Raw genomic sequence first — 19,491 nt, forward strand, 5'->3', positions numbered from 1 at the left:
ACACTAGGACAGGTGCGACAAATTCGCGCACCCGGCGTCCTGTCGCGGCCCCCTCGCACTCGATTTATTCGCGCCAGGCCCACAGCCGCGGGACTTCCTGAAGCGCGCGCGGCCCTCGCCAGGGAAATTTGCTCACTTTCTGCACAGCCTGATCAACAAACAGCCAGATGCGTATAATGCCGCCCGTCCTCGCGACCGCCGGCAACCCCGGCCCCACTGAAATCGCCCGCGCCGGGCAGGAGCAGCAATGAACGAGAGTTTCGAAGACTGGATGATGTACGGGCTGGTCAGCGCCCTGGTCCTGTTCATGGCCTTCATCGTCTGGGACCTGGCCAAGAAGTCCAAGGCCGGACGCATGGGCACCATGGTGCTGTTCTTCGCCCTCGGCCTCGGCGTGTTCGGTTTCCTGGTGAAGTCCTTCGTGGTCGCCGGCCTGGAAGGCGGCTTCTGACCCAGCCCTAGGGCTGCACCTCGCGCCACTGCCCGGGTTGCAGCCCGTCCAGCGCCCAGGGGCCGATGCGCACCCGCACCAGGCGCAGGGTCGGCAGGCCGACAGCCGCCGTCATGCGCCGCACCTGGCGGTTGCGCCCCTCGCGAATCACCAGTTCCAGCCAGGCCGTGGGCACCGACTTGCGGAAGCGCACCGGCGGCACCCGTTCCCATAGCTGCGGCTCGTCCAGCCGCCGCGCTTCGGCCGGCAGCGTCGGGCCGTCGTTCAGCTCCACGCCCTGGCGCAGCTTCTGCAGCTGCTCCTCGCTCGGCTCACCTTCCACCTGCACCCAGTAGGTCTTCGGCAGCTTGTGCTTCGGGTCGGCGATGCGCGCCTGCAGGCGGCCGTCGTTGGTCAACAGCAGCAAGCCCTCGCTGTCGCGGTCCAGGCGCCCGGCCGGATAGACGCCGGGGATCGGCACGTAGTCCTTGAGCGTCGCCCGGCCTTCGCTGTCGTTGAACTGGGTGAGCACGTCGAACGGCTTGTTCAGCAGGATCAGCCGCGACTGCGCCGGCGGCGCCTTGGCCACCCGGCGCGGAGCGGATCGGGAAGCGGGACGGGGGGAACTGGAACGGGGCGGACGCGGCATGGGCAAGGACTGGCTACAGGTCGGCGGAGCAAAAGCATGGGCCGGCATGCTAGGTTGTGCCAGTGTCCCCCGCAAGAGCACACAAGAGCATCCCGCCATGCCCAACGCTCGTCGCTCTCCCTGGCTGATCACCCTGCTCAACCTCGCCGGCCGCCTCGGCGCCGGCCACCGCGGCGCGCAAGGCGCGAACTTCGACGGGGCGCGCTTCCGCAACCTCGACGCCAAGCCGCAGCACGGTTTCCGCGAATTCCTCAAATGGCAGCTGCAGCGCGACCGGCAGCTGGCCTGGGTCGACCAGCCCGGCGCCGAGCGCCGCCCGGAAACCCCGGCGCGGGTCAGCGGCGAGGAACTGCGCGTCACCTACATCAACCACGCCACCGTGCTGATCCAGCACCGCGGCCTGAACATCCTCACCGACCCGCTGTGGTGCGAGCGCAGCAGCCCCTTCGGCTTCATCGGCCCCAAGCGTCACCACCCGCCAGGCCTGGCGCTGGACGAGCTGCCGCCGATCAACCTGATCCTGGTCAGCCACAACCACTACGACCACCTCGACGTCGGCAGCCTCAGCCAACTGGCCCGGCGCTTCCCGGAAGCGAAGGTGGTGACCGGCCTGGGCAACGCCGGGCTGATCCAGGCTTGCGGCTTCGCCGACGTGCAGGAACTGGACTGGTGGCAGAGCCTGGCGCTGCCCGAGGGCATGCTGCTGACCGGGGTGCCGGCGCAGCACTGGTCGGCGCGCACCCGCAGCGACACCAACCGCACCCTCTGGCTGGGCTTCGTGCTGGAATCGGCCGATGGCCCGATTCTGTTCCCCGGCGATACCGGCCTGGGCCCGGAGTTCGGCCTGATCCGCGAACGCTTCGGCCCGCTGCGCTTCGCCACCCTGCCGATCGGCGCCTACGAGCCGCGCTGGTTCATGCGCCACCACCACATGAACCCGGACGACGCCGTGCAGGCCCACCGCACCTTGGAATCGCAGTGCAGCATGGCCATCCACTTCGGCACCTTCCGCCTGAGTGACGAAGGCCAGTTCGCTCCGGTTCGCGACCTGGCCCAGGCGCTGACCGAACAGGGCGTGGAAAGCCAGGCGTTCCGCGCACCCAAGCCCGGCGAACAGTGGCAGGTGCCGCCACTGGCCAGCCGCCCGTAGGCTGGCGTTGAGCGAAGCGATACCCAGCGCTTCGCTCCATCAGCCCGTCAGTAGGACGTGGACGAATCCGCCGCGACCGTTCCCGCCAGCTCGCCCAACAAGTCGTCGAGCAGCGCGGACGCGCCGAAGCGCAGGTGCTGCGGAGTGACCCAGGCATCGCCCAGGCGCTCCGCCGCCAGCGCCAGGTAGACCTCGGCATCCTCCAGCCGGCGAATGCCGCCGGACGCCTTGAAGCCCACCTTGCCGCCAGATTCGAGAATGCACTCGAGCATCACCCGCGCCGCTTCCGCCGTGGCGTTGTGCGCGGCCTTGCCGGTGCTGGTCTTGAGGAAGTCGGCGCCGCCGGCGATGGCCTCGCGACTGGCCGTGCGGATCAGTTCGGGGTCGTCCAGCTCGCCGCTTTCGAGGATCACCTTGAGCCGGTGATAGGGGCCGCAGAGCGCCTTGCAGGCGCGGATCAGCTCCACCGCGCCGGTCTCCCGCCCGGCCTTGAGCGCCCGCCAGGGGTAGACCAGGTCGATCTCGTCGGCGCCTTCGGCGAGGGTCCGGCGCACCTCTTCCAGCACCTCGGCGGCCGGGGCATCGCCCGCCGGGAAATTGCACACGCTGGCGACCTTCACGGCACGCGCGCCGAAGCCATTGAGCGTGCGCCGCGCCACGTGGACGAAGCGCGGGTAGACGCACACCGCCGCCACCTCGCCGTAGGGCGTCAGGGCCTGGCGGCACAGCTGGACGATGCGCGGCATGTCGTCGCTGGCGTTCAGCGACGTCAGGTCGAGCAGTGACAACACCCGCGCGGCGCGCTCGGCGCGGGTCGGTTGCAGGGATTCAGCCATGACGTCCTCCGGTTGCGGTCTTTGCGCCATCCTGCCACGGGCCCTCCCCGCCGGAGCGGGAAAGGCCCGTTGCCATGCGCTGGATCAGCGGAACGGCGGCTCGTCGAAGCTGCGCAGCTTGCGCGAGTGCAGCGAATTGAGCTGGGTACGCAGCAGGTCGACGGCTGCGATGCCGATCGCCAGGTGCTGGCTCACCGCGCGCTGGTAGAACGAGGTGGCGGCGCCGGGCAGCTTGATCTCGCTGTGCAGCGGCTTGTCGGACACGCATAGCAGCGTGCCGTAGGGCACCCGCAGGCGATAGCCCTGGGCGGCGATGGTGCCACTTTCCATGTCCACCGCCACGGCCCGCGCCAGGTTGATCAGCGGGCGCTCCTGGGCCCAGTGCAGCTCCCAGTTGCGGTCGTCGTAGGTCAGCACGGTGCCGGTGCGCAGGCGCCGCTTGAGCTGTTCGCCGCGCTCGCCGGTGACCAGCGCCGCCGCTTCCTGCAGCGCCACCTGCACCTCGGCCAGGGCCGGCACCGGGATGTGCGGCGGCAGCACGCGGTCGAGGATGCCGTCGCGGCGCATGTAGGCGTGGGCCAGCACGTAGTCGCCGATGGTCTGCGACTGCCGCAGGCCACCGCAGTGGCCGATCATCAGCCAGCAGTGCGGGCGCAGCACGGCCAGGTGGTCGGTGATGTTCTTCGCGTTGGACGGGCCGACGCCGATGTTGATCAGGGTGACGCCGTCGCCGTCGCTGGCGATCAGGTGGTACGCCGGCATCTGGAAGCGGTGCCACTCGACCCCGGCGATGATGGCGTTGGCCTCGCCCTGGTCCATGTCGCGCTCGATCACCACGTTGCCCGGCAGCACCATGCGCACGAAGCGCGGGTCTTCGCGCAGGCGCTCCAGGCCGGTGTGGATGAACTGGTCGACGTAGCGGTGGTAGTTGGTCAGCAGGATCCACGGCTGCACATGGCGCCAGTCGCTGCCGGTGTAGTGCACCAGGCGGCGCAGCGAGAAGTCGGTGCGCGCCGCGTCGAACAGCGCCAGCGGCATGGGGTCGGCGCCTTCCCACTGGTAGAGGCCGTCGGCGATGCCGTCGGAGGTGGCCGACAGGTCGGTGCTGGGGAACACCCGCGCCAGCTCGGCGGCGGTCACCCCGGAACCGGCCAGCTCGTCGCCCTGCTCGACCACATAGGGATAGGGGATGTTCTGTTCGCTGGGGCCGACCTCGACGCGCACCGTGAAGTCTTCCATCAGCGGCCGCAGCTGCTCCAGCAGGTATTTGCGGAAGGCCTCGGGGTGGGTAATGGTGACGGCGTAGGTGCCCGGCGTCTGCACCTTGGCGTAGGCGCGGGTGGTCGAGGGCACTTCACCCTGGCACAGGTAGGTCAGGCGCAGCTGCGGGTAGCGGAACAGCGCGCGCTCCTCGGCGGCGGGATGCTCGCGGCCCTTCAGGTAGCGCCGCAGCGCCTGGCTCAGCGCCCCGGTGGCGCGCTGGTGCAAGGCGGCTAGGCGGTCGACCGCTTCTTCGGCGGTGTGGGCGACGACGAAAGCGTCGCCAGGCTCGGCATTCATGGTGGGCTTCCTGTCTGAGCGATCAGTTCCATCTTGCCTGCTTATTAGCAGGAAGGGGATGACAGTTTGCTCGCTGACTGTCGGGAAACCCGGGGCCCGCCGGCGGCGGGCCCCAAGACCTCAGGCCAGGTGCGGCGTGGAGCGCGCCACCAGGGCCTCGACGTCGGTGCCGCGCGGCAGGGTGCCGTAGACCCGCCCGCCGTTGCCCAGGCGGCTGCCGATGAAGGCGTCGGAGACGGTGGCGTTGCCGGCTTCCAGCAGCAGCTTGGCCTGCAGGGCGACGGCCACGTCCTCGGTGAGCTGGCGGGCGCGGAACTGGATGTCGGCGGTGTCGGCGAAGGCCGCCTTGAGGTTGCCGATGAACGACGCCAGGCGCGCGTCGCCATGGCCGTCGCCCAGTTCGACGAAGAGCGCGTCGAGCACACCCGGCTCCTTCGACAGGGCGCGCAACACGTCCAGGCATTGCACGTTGCCCGAACCTTCCCAGGTGGAGTTGACCGGCGCCTCGCGGTACAGCCGCGGCAGGATGGTGTCCTCGACGTAGCCGGCGCCGCCCAGGCATTCGGCGGCTTCGTTGATCATCGCCGGGGCGCGCTTGCAGATCCAGTACTTGCCCACGGCGGTGACCAGGCGGGCGAACTTGTCCTCGCGCTCGTCGTGCAGGTGGTCGAGGGCACGGCCCATGCGCATGGTCAGGGCCAGCGCCGCCTCGCTTTCCAGCGCCAGGTCGGCGAGCACGTTCTGCATCAGCGGCTGCTCGGCCAGCACCCGACCGCCGACCTGGCGGTAGGCGCAGTGGTGCGCGGCCTGGGTCAGCGCTTGGCGCATCAAGGAGCTTGAGCCAACCATGCAGTCGAAGCGGGTCATGGCGACCATCTCGATGATGGTCGGCACGCCGCGCCCTTCCTCGCCGACCATCCAGGCCAGGGCGCCGCGGTACTCCACCTCGCTGGAGGCGTTGGACCAGTTGCCCAGCTTGTTCTTCAGGCGCTGGATGTAGAACTCGTTGCGCGAGCCATCCGGGCGGTGGCGCGGCAGCAGGAAGCAGGTCAGGCCCTTGTCGGTGTAGGCCAGGGTAAGGAAGGCGTCGCACATCGGCGCCGAGCAGAACCACTTGTGCCCGACCAGCTCGTAGGCCTGGCCCGGGCCGGGAATGCCCACCGGGTAGGCGCGCGTGGTGTTGGCGCGCACGTCGGTGCCGCCCTGCTTCTCGGTCATGGCCATGCCGATGGTCGCCCCGCTCTTCTGCTCGATCGGCAGGTTGCGCGGGTCGTACTCGGTGGAGAGGATCTTCGGCAGCCATTTCTCGGCGAGGTCCGGCTGCAGGCGCAAGGCCGGCACGCTGGCGAAGGTCATGGTCAACGGGCAGCCGGTGCCGGCCTCGGCCTGGCTGTGCAGGTAGCTCAGGCCGGCGCGGGCGACATGCGCGCCGGCGCGCGGGTCGGTCCAGGGCATGGACGGGATGCCGGCCTCGATGGCCGCGCGCATCAGCTCGTGGTAGGCCGGGTGGAACTCCACCAGGTCGACGCGGTGGCCATAGCGATCGTGGCTCTTGAACACCGGCTTGTTCTCGTTGGCCAGGAACCCGGCCGCCATCAGCGGCCCGCCGGCCAGCGCGCCGTAGGCGTCCAGGCGCTGCTCGGCCCAGCCGCCGTCGTAGCGGCGCAGCCACTCCTGCAGCGGCAGGTCGACGCGGTACAGGTTGGCGCCATCCAGCGGCGGCACCTGGTTGCTGACTTCGTGGGTCTCGGCGTACTGGTGCAGGTTCATCGCGGTTCCTCCGGCAGGGGCGCGCCGACGGCGCGCAGGCAGAAATCGACCAGGGCCTGGCTGACTTGCTCCAGGCCCAGGCTGGGGTGCCCGGCGTCGCGGGCGGCACGGGCCGGCGGCGACAGCGGGCCGACCAGGGATTCGGCGATCGCCCCGACCAGGCAGGCGGCGATCAGCGGCGCCGGGCCGACGCGGAAGCGGCCATCACGCACGCCTTCGTCGAGCAGTTCGACGAACAGTTCGGCGTAGGCTTCGCGGTACAGCAGGCGCTGCTCGTCCACTTCCGGGTCGACCGGCTCGGCGATCAGGGCGAAGGCCAGGCGCCGGCTGTCCCAGGCGCGCCGGGCGAACTGGCGCAGGCCCTGGGCCAGGCGTTCGGCGGGCGTGCCGGGGCCGCCCAGGACTTCGGCGAGGGCGTCCACCTCGCGCTGGCTGGCGCGGGCGAAGACCTCGGCGGCCAGCTCGCCCTTGCCGCGGAAGTGCCGGTACAGGCTACCGGTGGCGATGCCCGCCTCCTCGGCCAGGGCCTGCATGGTCAGCGCCGCGAAACCACCCTCGGCGACGCGATCCAGGGCCAGCTGGAGGATGCGTTCACGTTGCTCGCCGTCCTTCTGCTGGCGGGCTTCGGTAAGACGGTAGGCCATGGTCTGAATCCGGATTCATTTCTTTCAAGCAGTGAATCATGCTTCAGAGCTTGGCCAAAGCGGTATTTGCGCCAGCGGCAAGGCGGTTTCGGACAGCGACGAACGGCGGCCAGGCGACTGATGGCAGCAACGGAAGCGGGAAAGTGCCCACAGGCGGGCGCTTCGTCAGTATCATGGCGAGGCTTGGTGGGCTCCTGGTGGTGGCCACCCGACGGACTTCGCCGACCCGGTCGCGCCCCGGAGTCCTGGTCGATTCAGGCAGCGCCCGCCGCCAGAGTCTCTCGAACCACCTGCCCGGACGCTCGCCGGCCGCGTCATGGCATCCGTTGTTGGCCGCAGGTAATCCATTGAACGAGGTAAGCATGGAACAGAAAGACATCGATTGGGGCGCGCTCGGATTCGATTACATCAAGACCGATTTCCGCTACATCTCCCACTGGCGCGATGGCCTCTGGGACGACGGCAAGCTGACCGAAGACAACGTCCTGCACATCAGCGAGGGCTCCTCGGCCCTGCACTACGGCCAGCAGTGCTTCGAAGGCCTCAAGGCCTACCGCTGCAAGGACGGCTCGATCAACCTCTTCCGCCCCGACCAGAACGCCCGCCGCATGCAACGCAGCTGCGCCCGCGTACTGATGCCGCAGGTGTCCGAGGAGCAGTTCATCGAGGCCTGCAAGGCGGTGGTCCGCGCCAACGAACGCTTCATCCCGCCGTACGGCTCCGGCGGCGCCCTGTACCTGCGCCCGTTCGTCATCGGCGTGGGCGACAACATCGGCGTGCGCCCGGCCCCCGAGTTCATCTTCTCGGTGTTCTGCATCCCGGTCGGCGCCTACTTCAAGGGCGGCATGAAGCCCCATGACTTCGTGATCTCCACCTACGACCGCGCCGCGCCCCACGGCACCGGCGCCGCCAAGGTCGGCGGCAACTACGCCGCCAGTCTGCTGCCGGGCTCGCAGGCCAAGAAAGACGGCTTCGCCGACTGCATCTACCTCGATCCGGCCACCCACACCCGCATCGAGGAAGTGGGCTCGGCGAACTTCTTCGCCATCACCCACGACGACGAGTTCGTCACCCCGCGCTCCAGCTCGGTGCTGCCGGGCATCACCCGCCTGTCGCTGATGGAGCTGGCCGCCCAGCGCCTGGGCCTGAAGGTCACCGAGGGCGACGTGCAGATCGACGACCTGGCGCGCTTCAAGGAAGCCGGCGCCTGCGGCACCGCCGCGGTGATCACGCCGATCGGCGGCATCCAGTACAAGGACAAGCTGCACGTGTTCCACAGCCGCGAAACCGTCGGCCCGGTGACCCGTCGCCTCTACGAGGAACTGACCGGCATCCAGACCGGCGACATCGAAGGCCCCGAGGGCTGGATCGTCAAGGTCTGACCCCGGCCGCCTTCCGGCACGCCACGCGACGCCCGGCACCCGCCGGGCGTCGTCGTTTCAGGCGTGGCTCGGCAGCGCCGGCTGGCACAGCAGCCAGTCGTGCAGCAGGGTCTGCAGCTCCTCGAACTTCACCGGCTTGGCCAGGTAGTCGCTCATGCCGGCGGCCAGGCAGCGCTCACGGTCGCCGCTGTGGCTGTGGGCGGTGATGGCCAGCACCGGCAGCTCGCCGCCGTGCGGCAGCGCGCGGATCGCCCGGCAGGTGGCGAAGCCGTCCATGACCGGCATCTGGCAGTCCAGCAGCACCGCGTCGACGCCCTCGCGGCGCAGCAACTCGATGGCCTCCGCACCGTTGTCGGCGGTGCGCACGCGGTAGCCGAGCTTGAGCAGCATGCCGCGGATCACCAACTGGTTGATGGCGTTGTCCTCCACCACCAGCACCGTGCACTGCTCGGGGCGGCGCACCGCCTGGCCACCGGCGCGGCGAGGCGGCGCGCTGTAGCACTGGGCCGGCTGGCCAAGGGTAAGCTCCAGCCAGAAACAGCTGCCGCGCCCCGGCACAGAGTTGTGCTGCAGGTGGCCGCCGAGCAGCTCGGTGAGCTGCCGGCACAGCGCCAGGCCAATGCCCAAACCGCCGTACTCGCGGGTCAGCGAGCCGTCGAGCTGGTGGAAACGCTGGTACAGCACGTCGTTCTCCGGCGTCTCGAAACCGATGCCCGAATCCCGCACCTCGACGCGCAGAGCCACCCCATCGGCCTGCCGCTGGCCGCCGACGCGCAGGGTCACGCCGCCCTGGCGGGTGAACTTGATGGCGTTGTCGAGCAAATGGCCGAGGGCCTGCGCCAGCTTGCCGGCGTCGCCCTCGAGGGTATCCGGCAGGCTTTCGTCCAGTTGCAGCTCGAAGCGCAGGCCCTTGTCCTCCGCGCGCGGCGCGTACTGCGCGCGCAGGCTGTCGAACAGGCCGCGCAGGCTGAACGGCTCGCGGCGCGGGTAGAGCTTGCCGGCCTGCAGCTCGATCAGCGCGAGGATGTCGTTGACCATGCGCATCATGTCGCGCGCCGAGCCGGTGGCGGTCTTCTGGTACTGCGCCAGCTCCACATCCATCGGCACCGTCTGCATCAGCTCCAGCGAACCGATCACCCCGCTCATGGGTGTACGCAGCTCGTGGGTGACGGTGGCCAGGAACTCGTCCTTCAGGCGGTTGCTGTTGGCCAGTTCGAGGTTGAGCTGCTCCAGCTTGCGGCTGGATTCCTGGAGGATACGCGTGCGCTCTTCCTTCATGGCGTTGATGCGGTCGGCCAGGGCCAGTGACAGCAGCCCCACCTCCAGCGCCGAGCCGATCTGGCCGGAGTACATGGTGAGGAACACGTTGGGCAGGAAGCCCAGGACCATCAGGGTGTTGATGGTGCCGCCGAGCAGGAAGGCGCTCCAGGCGAAGATGAAGTAGCGTGCCACGCGCATACCGCGCAGCCAGGCGAGGATGCCGGCGCTGAAGATCACCACCACGAAGGCCAGCGCCAGGTAGGTGGCCAGGCGCAGCGACAGCGCGTAGCTGGCCGACAGCGCCAGCAGCATCACCAGCGCGCCGGTGGCCATCAGCGCCAGCAGCACGCGGTCGATCCACGGGCTGTGCTCGCGGGTGTGCAGGAAGCTGCGGGCGAACTGGCAGCCGAACAGCGCCGCCGAACCGATCAGGAAGGGCGTCGAGGCGTTCGCCCACCAGGGACTGTTGGGCCAGAAATACTCGATGCCGGCGCCGTTCACCGAGACCTGGTAGAAGCCGAACGAGGCGATATAGAGGATGTAGTAGAGGTAGCTGGTGTCGCGGACACTGATATAGATGAACAGGTTGTAGACCAGCATCCCCAGCAGCACGCCGTAGATGATCCCGAGCACGTAGACGTTGCCTGGCTGGTTCTCCATGTAGGCCTTGGGCGACCACAGTGTGAGCGGCGCCTGGATCGAGCCCTGGCTTTCCAGGCGCAGGTAGACGCGCAGCGGCTTGCCGGGTTCGAGCTTGAGGTCGAACAGGTAGTTGGTCAGGCTGATCGGCCGGCTGGAGAACGCCAGGGTGTCGCCGGTGCGCTGGGCCAGGCGGTAGCCGCCGGCGCCGTCGGGAAGGTAGAGGTCCAGGCGGTCCAGCGGCGGGTAGGCCAGCTCCAGCAGCCAGTGCGCCGGGTCCTGGGATTCCTGCGGGCGGTAGTCGAGGTCCAGGCGCAGCCAGTAGACCGAGCGCGAGTAGCCGGCGTTGAGCACGTCGCGGTCGTGCCGGTGGAAGCTGCCGGCCAGCGCCGCCGAAGTGATGTCGGCGATGTCGGCGGTGCCGCGCACATCCTCGAAGACGTCGATCTCGTGCCCCAGCGGCAACTGCCCGGTGTGCTCGTCGAAGCTCACCGCGCCAGCCCATGGCGACAGCAGAAGTACAAAGAGAAACAGCCAGCGTCCCATGCTACCCCGCAGTGCCCCTCCAGGCGCCGCCGGGGAGCCCCATCTCCCGCGAATGGCGCGCCTTGTGGGCGTGATGTTCGAATCGGGCAACTCTAGCATGCCGAGGCGGCCCGCAAGCAGCGCCGCCACCGGGGATCGGCGCAAACGACGCCCGTGCGGTTTAGTGGTAAGCTCCCGCGCCATGAAAATGCCAAGCTCCCGCCCCGTAGTGCTCTGCCTGTCCGGTCACGACCCGAGTGGTGGCGCCGGCCTGCAGGCCGATATCGAAGCCCTGATCGCCCAGGGTTGCCATGCGGCCCCGGCCGTCACCGCGCTGACCGTCCAGGACACCGTCGACGTCGCCGACTTCCGCGTACTCGACCGCGAGTGGGTGCTGGCCCAGGCCAACGCCGTGATCGCCGACCTGCCGGTGGCGGCGGTCAAGCTGGGCATGCTCGGCTCGGTGCAGATGGTCGAGACCGTGCTCGAAATCATGCAGTCGCTGCCCGGCGTACCGCTGGTCTGTGACCCGGTGCTGCGCGCCGGCGGCGGCGGCGCCCTGGGCAAGGACGAAGTCGGCTACGCGATCCGCGAACGGCTGTTCCCGGTGGCGGCCATCGCCACGCCGAACCTGCCCGAGGCGCGCATCCTCGCCGAACTGCCCGAGGGCAGCGCCGACGAGTGCGCCGCGAAGCTGCTGCCGTACATCGAGAACCTGCTGATCACCGGCGGCCACGGCGACGAGTCGCAGGTACACAATCGCCTGTACTGCCGCGACGGCAGCCGCCACGACTACACCTGCGAGCGCCTGCCGGGCAGCTACCACGGCTCGGGCTGCACCCTGGCCAGCGCCCTGTCCGGCCGCCTGGCCCTGGGCGAGGCCCTGCCCAGCGCCGTGCGCAGCGCCCTCGACTACACCTGGCGCACCCTGCGCGACGCCGAGGCCCCCGGCCGCGGCCAGTACATCCCGCGCCGGCTGCCGCTGGACTTCTGCTCCTGATTCACTGCCGAGGCCCTGATGAAACTTCGCGGACTCTACGCCATCACCGATAGCAAGCTGCTCGCCGACGGGCGCCTGCTGCCCTACGTCGAGGCCGCCCTGCGCGGCGGCGCGCGTCTGCTGCAATACCGCGACAAGTCCGCCGACGAATCGCGCCGCCTGCGCGAGGCCGAGGCCCTGCGCGACCTGTGCGAGCGCCACGGCGCCGAACTGATCATCAACGACGACGCCGAACTGGCCGCGCGCCTGGGCGTCAGCGTGCACCTCGGGCAGACCGACGGCTCGCTGGCAGCCGCCCGCGCCCTGCTCGGCCGCAAGGCGATCATCGGCGCCACCTGCCACGGCAGCCTGGAGCTGGCCGCGCAGGCCGTCGCCGAGGGTGCCGACTACGTCGCCTTCGGCCGCTTCTTCCAGTCGTTGACCAAGCCCGGCGCCTCCGAGGCCGGCCCCGAGCTGCTCGAACAGGCCCGCGCGCGCTTCGCCGGCGTGCCGCTGGTGGCCATCGGCGGCGTGACCCTGGACAACGCCCCCGAGCTGATCGGCCGCGGCGCCGACCTGCTGGCGGTGATCAACGCCCTCTTCGCCGCCGACACCCCGGCCGAAGTGGAGCGCCGCGCGCGCGCCTTCAGCGCGCTGTTCTAACCCATTCCCGCAGCGCCGCGCAGGCGGCGCCGCCCGCATTCCGGAATCCTACGAGAGGTCGCCATGTCCCGTTCCGAACTCCTCTTCGCCAACGCCCAGAAGCACATCCCCGGCGGCGTCAACTCGCCGGTGCGCGCCTTCAAGAGCGTCGGCGGCACCCCGCTGTTCTTCAAGCATGCGGAAGGCGCCTACGTGGTGGATGAAGACGACAAGCGCTACGTCGACTACGTCGGCTCCTGGGGCCCGATGATCCTCGGCCACGCCCACCCGGAAGTGCTCGACGCGGTGCGTCGCCAGCTGGAACACGGCCTGTCCTACGGCGCGCCCACCGCGCTGGAAGTGGAAATGGCCGACCTGGTCTGCTCGCTGGTGCCGTCCATGGACATGGTGCGCATGGTCAGCTCCGGCACCGAGGCGACCATGAGCGCCATCCGCCTGGCCCGTGGCTATACCGGCCGCGACGACATCATCAAGTTCGAGGGCTGCTACCACGGCCACTCCGACAGCCTGCTGGTGAAAGCCGGCTCCGGCGCCCTGACCTTCGGCGTGCCGAACTCCCCGGGCGTGCCGGCGGACTTCGCCAAGCACACCCTGACCCTGCCGTTCAACGACCTGGCCGCCGTGGAAAAGACCCTGGACGAGTGCGGCCAGAACGTCGCCTGCATCATCGTCGAGCCGGTGGCCGGCAACATGAACTGCGTGCCGCCGGCCCCGGGCTTCCTCCAGGGCCTGCGCGCGGCTTGCGACAAGCACGGCGTGGTACTGATCTTCGACGAAGTGATGACCGGCTTCCGCGTCCACCTCGGCAGCGCCCAGGCCCTCTACGGCGTGACCCCGGACCTGTCGACCTTCGGCAAGATCATCGGCGGCGGCATGCCGGTGGGCGCCTTCGGCGGCAAACGCGCGATCATGGAGCAGATTTCCCCGCTGGGCCCGGTCTACCAGGCCGGCACCCTGTCGGGTAACCCGCTGGCCATGGCCGCCGGCCTGACCACCCTGAAGCTGATCAGCCGCCCGGGCTTCCACGACGAGCTGACCGCCTACACCAGCCGCATGCTGCAGGGCCTGCAGGAGCGCGCCGACGCCGCCGGCATCCCGTTCGTGACCACCCAGGCCGGCGCCATGTTCGGCCTGTACTTCAGCGAGGCGGACGCCATCGTCACCTTCGCCGACGTGATGACCAGCGACGCCGAGCGCTTCAAGCGCTTCTTCCACCTGATGCTGGAAGGCGGCGTGTACCTGGCGCCGAGCGCCTACGAGGCCGGCTTCACTTCCATCGCCCACGGCGAAACCGAATTGAAACTGACCCTGGACGCCGCCGAGCGCGCCTTCGCCGCCCTGAAGTGACTCCCTCCGGCCGCGGCGCTCGCCGCGGCCAATTTTCCGCCGTTACGCAAAATAGACTCTGCCTACGCCAGATTCTTGGCCACTCGGACGGAATTCACGGAAAATACCGTAAAGACTTTGTAAGGAAGCGCCCGCTTATTTCATAATGTGCGAGCCGGCACGTTTCCGCCGGCCGGGCTGCACGCCCGCCCCGTTGCCGGAGGCCGTTTTCTCCCATGTACCGTACTGGTCGCGCCCTGATGCTGGGCAGCCTGTTGCTCATCGCTCCCCTGCTCTCGCAGGCGGGTGGCAACTCGCTGCTGGTGCCGGCGACCGGGCGCTGCACGCTGAACACCGTGCCCGAGCAACTGCAGCAGGCTCTGGCCAGCTGCCAGCAGATCGCCAACGGTGGCGACGCCGAGGCGCAGTTCGAGCTGGGCGAGTACTACTACACCGGCGAACGCGCCCCGCGCGACTTCCAGGCCGCCCTGCGCTGGTACGAGAAGGCCTCGCTGCAGGGCCACGCCCAGGCCCAGTGGCGCCTGGGGACCATGTTCTTCCGCGGCGAAGGGGTCAAGGCCAACAACATCCAGGCCTACATAGTGCTGAAGATGGCCGCGGTGAACGGCGCCGAAGACGCGATGGACAGCGCCGACCTGGTCGCCGAGCAGATGAGCAAGGACGAGCTGGACATCGCCAGCAAGGTGCTCGGGCAGATATTCCGCAACTACCTGATCGAACTGCAGACCGCCGGCAACACGCCGTTCTCGCCGCTGCCCTGACGTTCAGCGAGCCTCGCGACGACGCCGTAGCGCCAGGCTTCCCAGATAGACCCCGCCGCCCAACATGAAAATCCCCATGGGCAAGGCCAGGTACCCCTGGGTCTTCCATCGCTGCTCGATGTCGAAGTAGGAGCGCACGTTGATATTGCCGATGATCAATCCCCAGACTTGCAAGCCCGGCTCCCTGGACCACCAGGGGCCGAACTGGGCCGGGACGTAGTCCACCCGCACCTGCCAACCCAGGCTACTCGCCAAGAAGCGCCTGACGCGCGCGACCTCACCGGACTTGCCGGCGTAATGGAAAGGCAGCTCATACCCCTCAAGGCCGAAGGAAGTGTCATCCTTGTTCGTCTGGTACCAGGCCAGGGTCCCCACCGCCGTCTGCACGCTCGACTCGTTGGGTATTCCGCTGCGCGGATCACGATGGGCAAGAAAAAACGCGGCATTGAACAGGCAGACTGCTGACAGCCACGCCAGACGCTGCCAGGACATCGAAGCCAGGGACCAGGACAATGTCCGCTTGCTCAGTTCTTGTCCGGCATCGGCATGGGGAACGGCATCACATTGCCGCTGGGCTTGGCCTCGCTGATCTTCGCGGTGCCCAGGCGTTCGACTTCGTCGATGCGGATGATCGAGTGCAGCGGCACGAAGCTGCGGATGACGCCCTCGAACTGGGCCTTGAGCTTCTCTTCGCTGGGGTCCACGACCACCTGGGTGCGCTCGCCGAAGACGAACTCCTCGATTTCCAGGAAGCCCCACAGATCGCTCTGGTAGATCTGCTTGGCGTACATCTCGAACACCTGGCCCTGGTTGAGGAAGACGACCTTGTAGATCGGGTTCTCGCGCTTGTTCATGAACGACGGGTGACAGCTCTGCGAAACGGGGCGCGAAGCATAGCACAGCCACCTGACGTGCAAGCCTAGGAACAGACCGGGTGCGCCTCTATAATGGACGGTCACACTGGATTTCCCCGACGAACGCGCATGGCCAAGAAGCTTTTCATTCAGACCCACGGCTGCCAGATGAACGAGTACGACAGCTCGCGCATGGCCGACCTGCTGGGCGAGCAGCACGCCCTGGAGCTGACCGAGAAGGCCGAAGAGGCCGACGTGATCCTCCTCAACACCTGCTCGATCCGCGAGAAGGCCCAGGAGAAGGTGTTCTCCGAACTGGGCGCCTGGCGGACCCTGAAGCAGCAGAAGCCGGAGCTGGTGATCGGCGTCGGCGGCTGCGTGGCCAGCCAGGAAGGCGCCGCCATCCGCGAGCGCGCGCCGTACGTCGACGTGGTCTTCGGCCCGCAGACCCTGCACCGCCTGCCGGAAATGATCGACGCCGCCCGCGCCACCCGCAAACCGCAGGTGGATGTGTCGTTCCCGGAGATCGAGAAGTTCGACCGCCTGCCCGAACCGCGCGTCGACGGCCCCACCGCCTTCGTCTCGGTGATGGAAGGCTGCAGCAAGTACTGCAGCTTCTGTGTGGTGCCCTACACCCGCGGCGAGGAAGTCAGCCGGCCGTTCGACGACGTGCTCGCCGAGGTCATCCACCTGGCCGACAACGGCGTCAGCGAAGTCACCCTGCTCGGGCAGAACGTCAACGGCTACCGCGGCGCCACCCACGACGGCCGCGTCGCCGACTTCGCCGAGCTGATCCGCGTGGTCGCCGAGGTCGACGGCATCGAGCGCATCCGCTACACCACCTCGCACCCGCTGGAGTTCAGCGACGCGCTGATCGCCGCCCACGCCGAAGTGCCGCAACTGGTGCCGTTCGTCCACCTGCCGGTGCAGTCCGGCTCGGATCGCGTGCTGGCCGCGATGAAGCGCAACCACACCGCGCTGGAATACAAGTCGCGCATTCGCAAGCTCAAGGCCGCGGCGCCGGACATCTGCATCAGCTCGGACTTCATCGTCGGCTTCCCCGGCGAGACCGACAAGGACTTCGAGCAGACCATGAAGCTGGTGGAGGATGTCGGCTTCGACTACTCCTTCGTCTTCATCTACAGCCCGCGCCCCGGCACACCCGCCTCGGACCTGGTCGACGACACCCCCGAGGAGGTGAAGAAGCAGCGCCTGCTGATCCTCAACGCGCGCCTGCAACAGCAGGGCTTCGAGATCAGCCGGCGGATGGTCGGCAGCGTCCAGCGCATCCTCGTCACCGACTACTCCAAGCGCGACCCCGGCCAGCTGCAGGGCCGCACCGGGAACAACCGGGTGGTCAACTTCGCCTGCGACAATCCGCGCCTGATCGGCCAGTTCGCCGACGTGGAAATCTACGAAGCGCTGCCCAACTCGCTGCGCGGCCGCCTGGTCGAGACCAGCCGCCACTGAAGCCACCCCGGCGCCCGAGCTTTCCCATAGGCTCCGCCGGGGTTATTCTTCGACCATCCCTTTTCGCAACGGTCATACCGGCAGCACCTTGAACGCCCCCCTGGATCTTCACCGCTTCACCCTGGAACCCTTCGACGCACGCAGCTTCGCCAACCTCTGCGGGCAGTTCGACGAGCACCTGCACCAGATCGAGAAACGCCTGGACATCGAGATCCGCAACCGCGGCAACCAGTTCGAACTGGTTGGCGAGGCGGCGCGCACCCAGGCCGCCGAGCAGCTGCTGCAGCGCCTGTATCGCGAGGCGCAGAACGGCACCCAGCTGACCCCGGACATGGTCCACCTGTTCCTCCAGGAATCCGGCCTGGAAGAACTGACCGAAACCGGCGACGTACCCAACATCACGCTGAAGACCCGCAAGGCGCACATCCGCCCGCGCGGCGCCAACCAGCAGCGCTACGTCAAGGCGATCCTCGACCACGACATCAACTTCGGCATCGGCCCGGCCGGCACCGGCAAGACCTACCTCGCGGTGGCCTGCGCGGTGGACGCCCTGGAGCGCGAGCAGATCCGCCGCATCCTGCTGGTGCGCCCGGCGGTGGAAGCCGGCGAGAAGCTCGGTTTCCTGCCCGGCGACCTGTCGCAGAAGATCGACCCCTACCTGCGCCCGCTGTACGACGCCCTCTACGAGATGCTCGGCTTCGAGACCGTGGCCAAGCTGATCGAGCGCCAGGTGATCGAGGTCGCGCCGTTGGCCTACATGCGCGGCCGCACGCTGAACAACAGCTTCATCATCCTCGACGAAAGCCAGAACACCACGATGGAACAGATGAAGATGTTCCTCACCCGCATCGGCTTCGGCTCCACCGCGGTGATCACCGGCGACGTCACCCAGGTCGACCTTCCGCGCGGCACCCGTTCCGGCCTCAAGCACGTGATGGAAGTGCTGCGCGACGTACCGGGCATCAGCTTCACCCACTTCAAGCCCAAGGACGTGGTGCGTCACCCGCTGGTGCAGCGCATCGTCGAAGCCTACGAGCGCTTCGAGAGCCTCCAGCCGGCACGCCCGGGCGGCGAACGCCCGGCGCGGGAGCGCGACGATGCTTGAGCTGGACCTGCAACTGGCCAGCGATGCCGCCAACCTGCCCGGCGAGGCGCAGCTGCGCCAGTGGTGCGAACTGGCCCTGCGCCAGCGCAAGGCCGACTCGGAGCTGACCATCCGCCTGGTCGACGAGGACGAGGGGCGCGAGCTGAACCGCACCTGGCGGCACAAGGACTACGCCACCAACGTCCTGTCCTTCCCCGCCGACGTACCCGACGAACTGCTGGACATCCCGCTGCTGGGCGACCTGGTGATCTGCGTGCCGGTGGTCGAGCGCGAGGCCGCCGAACAGGGCAAGGAACCGGCGGCGCACTGGGCCCACCTGGTGATCCACGGTTGCCTGCACCTGCTGGGCTACGACCATATCGAGGACGCCGAGGCCGAGGAAATGGAGGCCCTGGAACGGCAATTGCTGGCCGAACTGGGCTACCCCGACCCGTACGCGGCGGACGAAGAATAAAAGCCAACGAGCAAAGGAAAGATGAGCGAAGACCGATCGAGCAACGGGCATAAGTCCTGGCTGGACAAGATCACCCAGGCTTTTGCCCACGAGCCGAGAAACCGCCAGGAGCTCCTCGAGCTGCTGCGCGACGCCCACGACAACAAGCTGCTGGACAGCGAGGCGCTGTCCATCGTCGAGGGCGCCATCCAGGTCGCCGACCTGCAGGTGCGCGACATCATGGTGCCGCGCTCGCAGCTGATCAGCATCAAGGCCAGCCAAACCCCGCGCGAGTTCCTCCCGGCGGTCATCGAGGCGGCGCACTCGCGCTACCCGGTGGTCGGCGAGAGTCTCGACGACGTGATGGGCGTGCTGCTGGCCAAGGACCTGCTGCCACTGATCCTCCACGACGACAACCACGCCTTCAACATCAAGGACCTGCTGCGCCCGGCCACCTTCGTGCCCGAGTCCAAGCGCCTGAACGTGCTGCTGCGCGAGTTCCGCGCCAACCACAACCACATGGCCATCGTCATCGACGAATACGGCGGCGTGGCGGGCCTGGTGACCATCGAGGACGTGCTGGAACAGATCGTCGGCGACATCGAGGACGAGCACGACGTCGAGGAAGACAGCTACATCAAGCCGCTGCCCAGCGGCGACTTCATCGTCAAGGCGCTGACTCCGGTGGAGGCCTTCAACGACTTCTTCGGCGCGGAATTCTCCGACGAGGAATTCGACACCGTCGGCGGCCTGGTGATGAGCGCCTTCGGCCACCTGCCCAAGCGCAACGAGACCACCGAGCTGGGCGGTTTCCGCTTCCGCGTGCTGAACGCCGACAGCCGCCGCCTGCACCTGCTGCGCCTGACGCCGCTGCGCGACTGAAGCGAACACGAACGACCGTAGGAGTGGGCCACGCCCACGATCGCGCCTGACGCGCTCCTACGGATCGTTCTGACAGCCTGCAACACAGCGTCGCAGATGCTGCATGGCTTTTCGCCCCTACCCCCGTAGCAGACCGTTCGTCTCTCCATTAC

Annotated in this window: 19 protein-coding genes; 11 read left to right on the forward strand and 8 right to left on the reverse strand. The window is 68.3% G+C overall.

Annotation, left to right across the window (positions count from 1 at the left end; all coding sequences use genetic code 11):
• Window positions 1-247 precede the first annotated feature (247 nt).
• Window positions 248-451 (forward strand): DUF2788 domain-containing protein, encoded by a 204-nt coding sequence (locus P3W75_RS01265; RefSeq protein WP_009617380.1) that lies wholly within the window; start codon window positions 248-250, stop codon window positions 449-451.
• A gap of 7 nt (window positions 452-458) precedes the next feature.
• Here P3W75_RS01265 and P3W75_RS01270 read toward each other — a convergent pair whose 3' ends face one another.
• Window positions 459-1,019 (reverse strand): pseudouridine synthase, encoded by a 561-nt coding sequence (locus tag P3W75_RS01270; RefSeq protein ID WP_276225577.1) that lies wholly within the window; start codon window positions 1,017-1,019, stop codon window positions 459-461.
• Window positions 1,020-1,176: 157 nt separating this feature from the next.
• On the opposite strand from P3W75_RS01270, the gene P3W75_RS01275 reads away from it, so the two are divergent.
• On the forward strand, window positions 1,177-2,229 hold the full coding sequence (locus P3W75_RS01275) for an MBL fold metallo-hydrolase (protein ID WP_276225553.1): 1,053 nt from the start codon (window positions 1,177-1,179) through the stop codon (window positions 2,227-2,229).
• Window positions 2,230-2,276: 47 nt separating this feature from the next.
• Here the strand turns inward: P3W75_RS01275 and deoC are convergent, their stop codons facing one another.
• The 4 genes from deoC to P3W75_RS01295 all read right to left on the reverse strand — a co-directional run bounded on the left by deoC (window position 2,277) and on the right by P3W75_RS01295 (window position 7,039).
• Window positions 2,277-3,065, reverse strand: a complete 789-nt coding sequence (deoC, locus tag P3W75_RS01280) for a deoxyribose-phosphate aldolase (RefSeq protein WP_276225554.1) — start codon at window positions 3,063-3,065, stop codon at window positions 2,277-2,279.
• Between the two features lie 84 nt (window positions 3,066-3,149).
• Complete coding sequence (gene amn, locus P3W75_RS01285; RefSeq protein ID WP_276225555.1) at window positions 3,150-4,625, reverse strand: AMP nucleosidase; 1,476 nt, start codon at window positions 4,623-4,625, stop codon at window positions 3,150-3,152.
• Window positions 4,626-4,745: 120 nt separating this feature from the next.
• Window positions 4,746-6,395, reverse strand: coding sequence for an acyl-CoA dehydrogenase family protein (locus tag P3W75_RS01290; protein ID WP_276225556.1), 1,650 nt, complete (start codon window positions 6,393-6,395; stop codon window positions 4,746-4,748).
• Window positions 6,392-7,039 carry a TetR/AcrR family transcriptional regulator gene (locus P3W75_RS01295; protein WP_276225557.1) on the reverse strand — a complete coding sequence of 216 codons (648 nt, stop codon included), beginning with the start codon at window positions 7,037-7,039 and terminating at the stop codon, window positions 6,392-6,394. Before P3W75_RS01295 ends, P3W75_RS01290 begins: the two co-directional genes overlap by 4 nt.
• 362 nt (window positions 7,040-7,401) lie before the next feature.
• Between P3W75_RS01295 and P3W75_RS01300 the strand changes: the two genes are divergently transcribed.
• The gene (locus P3W75_RS01300) at window positions 7,402-8,421 is read left to right on the forward strand and encodes a branched-chain amino acid aminotransferase (RefSeq protein ID WP_276225558.1); all 1,020 of its coding nucleotides are present in this window, start codon (window positions 7,402-7,404) and stop codon (window positions 8,419-8,421) included.
• A gap of 57 nt (window positions 8,422-8,478) precedes the next feature.
• Here the strand turns inward: P3W75_RS01300 and P3W75_RS01305 are convergent, their stop codons facing one another.
• Window positions 8,479-10,866, reverse strand: a complete 2,388-nt coding sequence (locus P3W75_RS01305; RefSeq protein ID WP_276225559.1) for a hybrid sensor histidine kinase/response regulator — start codon at window positions 10,864-10,866, stop codon at window positions 8,479-8,481.
• A 181-nt stretch (window positions 10,867-11,047) separates the two neighbouring features.
• Here P3W75_RS01305 and P3W75_RS01310 point away from each other — a divergent pair, with 181 nt between their 5' ends.
• The 4 genes from P3W75_RS01310 to P3W75_RS01325 all read left to right on the forward strand — a co-directional run bounded on the left by P3W75_RS01310 (window position 11,048) and on the right by P3W75_RS01325 (window position 14,595).
• Window positions 11,048-11,845, forward strand: coding sequence for a bifunctional hydroxymethylpyrimidine kinase/phosphomethylpyrimidine kinase (locus tag P3W75_RS01310; protein ID WP_276225560.1), 798 nt, complete (start codon window positions 11,048-11,050; stop codon window positions 11,843-11,845).
• An 18-nt stretch (window positions 11,846-11,863) separates the two neighbouring features.
• Entirely contained in the window at window positions 11,864-12,487 is a 624-nt protein-coding gene (gene thiE / locus P3W75_RS01315) for a thiamine phosphate synthase (protein WP_276225561.1), read from the forward strand.
• A gap of 63 nt (window positions 12,488-12,550) precedes the next feature.
• Entirely contained in the window at window positions 12,551-13,834 is a 1,284-nt protein-coding gene (gene hemL, locus P3W75_RS01320; RefSeq protein WP_276225562.1) for a glutamate-1-semialdehyde 2,1-aminomutase, read from the forward strand.
• A 215-nt stretch (window positions 13,835-14,049) separates the two neighbouring features.
• The gene (locus P3W75_RS01325; RefSeq protein ID WP_276225563.1) at window positions 14,050-14,595 is read left to right on the forward strand and encodes a tetratricopeptide repeat protein; all 546 of its coding nucleotides are present in this window, start codon (window positions 14,050-14,052) and stop codon (window positions 14,593-14,595) included.
• Between the two features lie 3 nt (window positions 14,596-14,598).
• Here the strand turns inward: P3W75_RS01325 and P3W75_RS01330 are convergent, their stop codons facing one another.
• Together P3W75_RS01330 and P3W75_RS01335 are read right to left on the reverse strand one after the other, a co-directional pair.
• Window positions 14,599-15,108, reverse strand: a complete 510-nt coding sequence (locus P3W75_RS01330; RefSeq protein WP_276225564.1) for a hypothetical protein — start codon at window positions 15,106-15,108, stop codon at window positions 14,599-14,601.
• An 11-nt stretch (window positions 15,109-15,119) separates the two neighbouring features.
• Complete coding sequence (locus tag P3W75_RS01335; RefSeq protein ID WP_276225565.1) at window positions 15,120-15,449, reverse strand: DUF1820 family protein; 330 nt, start codon at window positions 15,447-15,449, stop codon at window positions 15,120-15,122.
• 129 nt (window positions 15,450-15,578) lie between these two features.
• On the opposite strand from P3W75_RS01335, the gene miaB reads away from it, so the two are divergent.
• The 4 genes from miaB to P3W75_RS01355 all read left to right on the forward strand — a co-directional run bounded on the left by miaB (window position 15,579) and on the right by P3W75_RS01355 (window position 19,339).
• Window positions 15,579-16,919, forward strand: coding sequence for a tRNA (N6-isopentenyl adenosine(37)-C2)-methylthiotransferase MiaB (gene miaB, locus P3W75_RS01340; RefSeq protein WP_276225566.1), 1,341 nt, complete (start codon window positions 15,579-15,581; stop codon window positions 16,917-16,919).
• Window positions 16,920-17,007: 88 nt separating this feature from the next.
• Complete coding sequence (locus P3W75_RS01345; protein WP_276225567.1) at window positions 17,008-18,024, forward strand: PhoH family protein; 1,017 nt, start codon at window positions 17,008-17,010, stop codon at window positions 18,022-18,024.
• Complete coding sequence (gene ybeY / locus P3W75_RS01350) at window positions 18,017-18,478, forward strand: rRNA maturation RNase YbeY (RefSeq protein WP_276225568.1); 462 nt, start codon at window positions 18,017-18,019, stop codon at window positions 18,476-18,478. The genes P3W75_RS01345 and ybeY overlap by 8 nt, the downstream gene beginning before the upstream one ends.
• Window positions 18,479-18,499: 21 nt before the next feature.
• Complete coding sequence (locus P3W75_RS01355; RefSeq protein ID WP_276225569.1) at window positions 18,500-19,339, forward strand: HlyC/CorC family transporter; 840 nt, start codon at window positions 18,500-18,502, stop codon at window positions 19,337-19,339.
• The last annotated feature ends 152 nt before the right edge of the window (window positions 19,340-19,491 follow it).

The sequence above is a fragment of the Pseudomonas citronellolis genome (assembly GCF_029335315.1).
GTDB lineage: Bacteria > Pseudomonadota > Gammaproteobacteria > Pseudomonadales > Pseudomonadaceae > Pseudomonas > Pseudomonas citronellolis_A.

Excerpts from the sequence above, each read along its gene's own strand:
- P3W75_RS01295 (WP_276225557.1), bottom strand. The coding sequence starts at position 7,039 with ATGGCCTACCGTCTTACCGAAGCCCGCCAGCAGAAGGACGGCGAGCAA.
- P3W75_RS01310 (WP_276225560.1), top strand. The coding sequence starts at position 11,048 with ATGAAAATGCCAAGCTCCCGCCCCGTAGTGCTCTGCCTGTCCGGTCAC.
- amn (WP_276225555.1), bottom strand. The coding sequence starts at position 4,625 with ATGAATGCCGAGCCTGGCGACGCTTTCGTCGTCGCCCACACCGCCGAA.
- P3W75_RS01325 (WP_276225563.1), top strand. The coding sequence starts at position 14,050 with ATGTACCGTACTGGTCGCGCCCTGATGCTGGGCAGCCTGTTGCTCATC.
- deoC (WP_276225554.1), bottom strand. The coding sequence starts at position 3,065 with ATGGCTGAATCCCTGCAACCGACCCGCGCCGAGCGCGCCGCGCGGGTG.
- miaB (WP_276225566.1), top strand. The coding sequence starts at position 15,579 with ATGGCCAAGAAGCTTTTCATTCAGACCCACGGCTGCCAGATGAACGAG.
- ybeY (WP_276225568.1), top strand. The coding sequence starts at position 18,017 with ATGCTTGAGCTGGACCTGCAACTGGCCAGCGATGCCGCCAACCTGCCC.
- P3W75_RS01355 (WP_276225569.1), top strand. The coding sequence starts at position 18,500 with ATGAGCGAAGACCGATCGAGCAACGGGCATAAGTCCTGGCTGGACAAG.
- P3W75_RS01275 (WP_276225553.1), top strand. The coding sequence starts at position 1,177 with ATGCCCAACGCTCGTCGCTCTCCCTGGCTGATCACCCTGCTCAACCTC.
- P3W75_RS01300 (WP_276225558.1), top strand. The coding sequence starts at position 7,402 with ATGGAACAGAAAGACATCGATTGGGGCGCGCTCGGATTCGATTACATC.
- hemL (WP_276225562.1), top strand. The coding sequence starts at position 12,551 with ATGTCCCGTTCCGAACTCCTCTTCGCCAACGCCCAGAAGCACATCCCC.
- P3W75_RS01290 (WP_276225556.1), bottom strand. The coding sequence starts at position 6,395 with ATGAACCTGCACCAGTACGCCGAGACCCACGAAGTCAGCAACCAGGTG.
- thiE (WP_276225561.1), top strand. The coding sequence starts at position 11,864 with ATGAAACTTCGCGGACTCTACGCCATCACCGATAGCAAGCTGCTCGCC.
- P3W75_RS01265 (WP_009617380.1), top strand. The coding sequence starts at position 248 with ATGAACGAGAGTTTCGAAGACTGGATGATGTACGGGCTGGTCAGCGCC.
- P3W75_RS01305 (WP_276225559.1), bottom strand. The coding sequence starts at position 10,866 with ATGGGACGCTGGCTGTTTCTCTTTGTACTTCTGCTGTCGCCATGGGCT.
- P3W75_RS01335 (WP_276225565.1), bottom strand. The coding sequence starts at position 15,449 with ATGAACAAGCGCGAGAACCCGATCTACAAGGTCGTCTTCCTCAACCAG.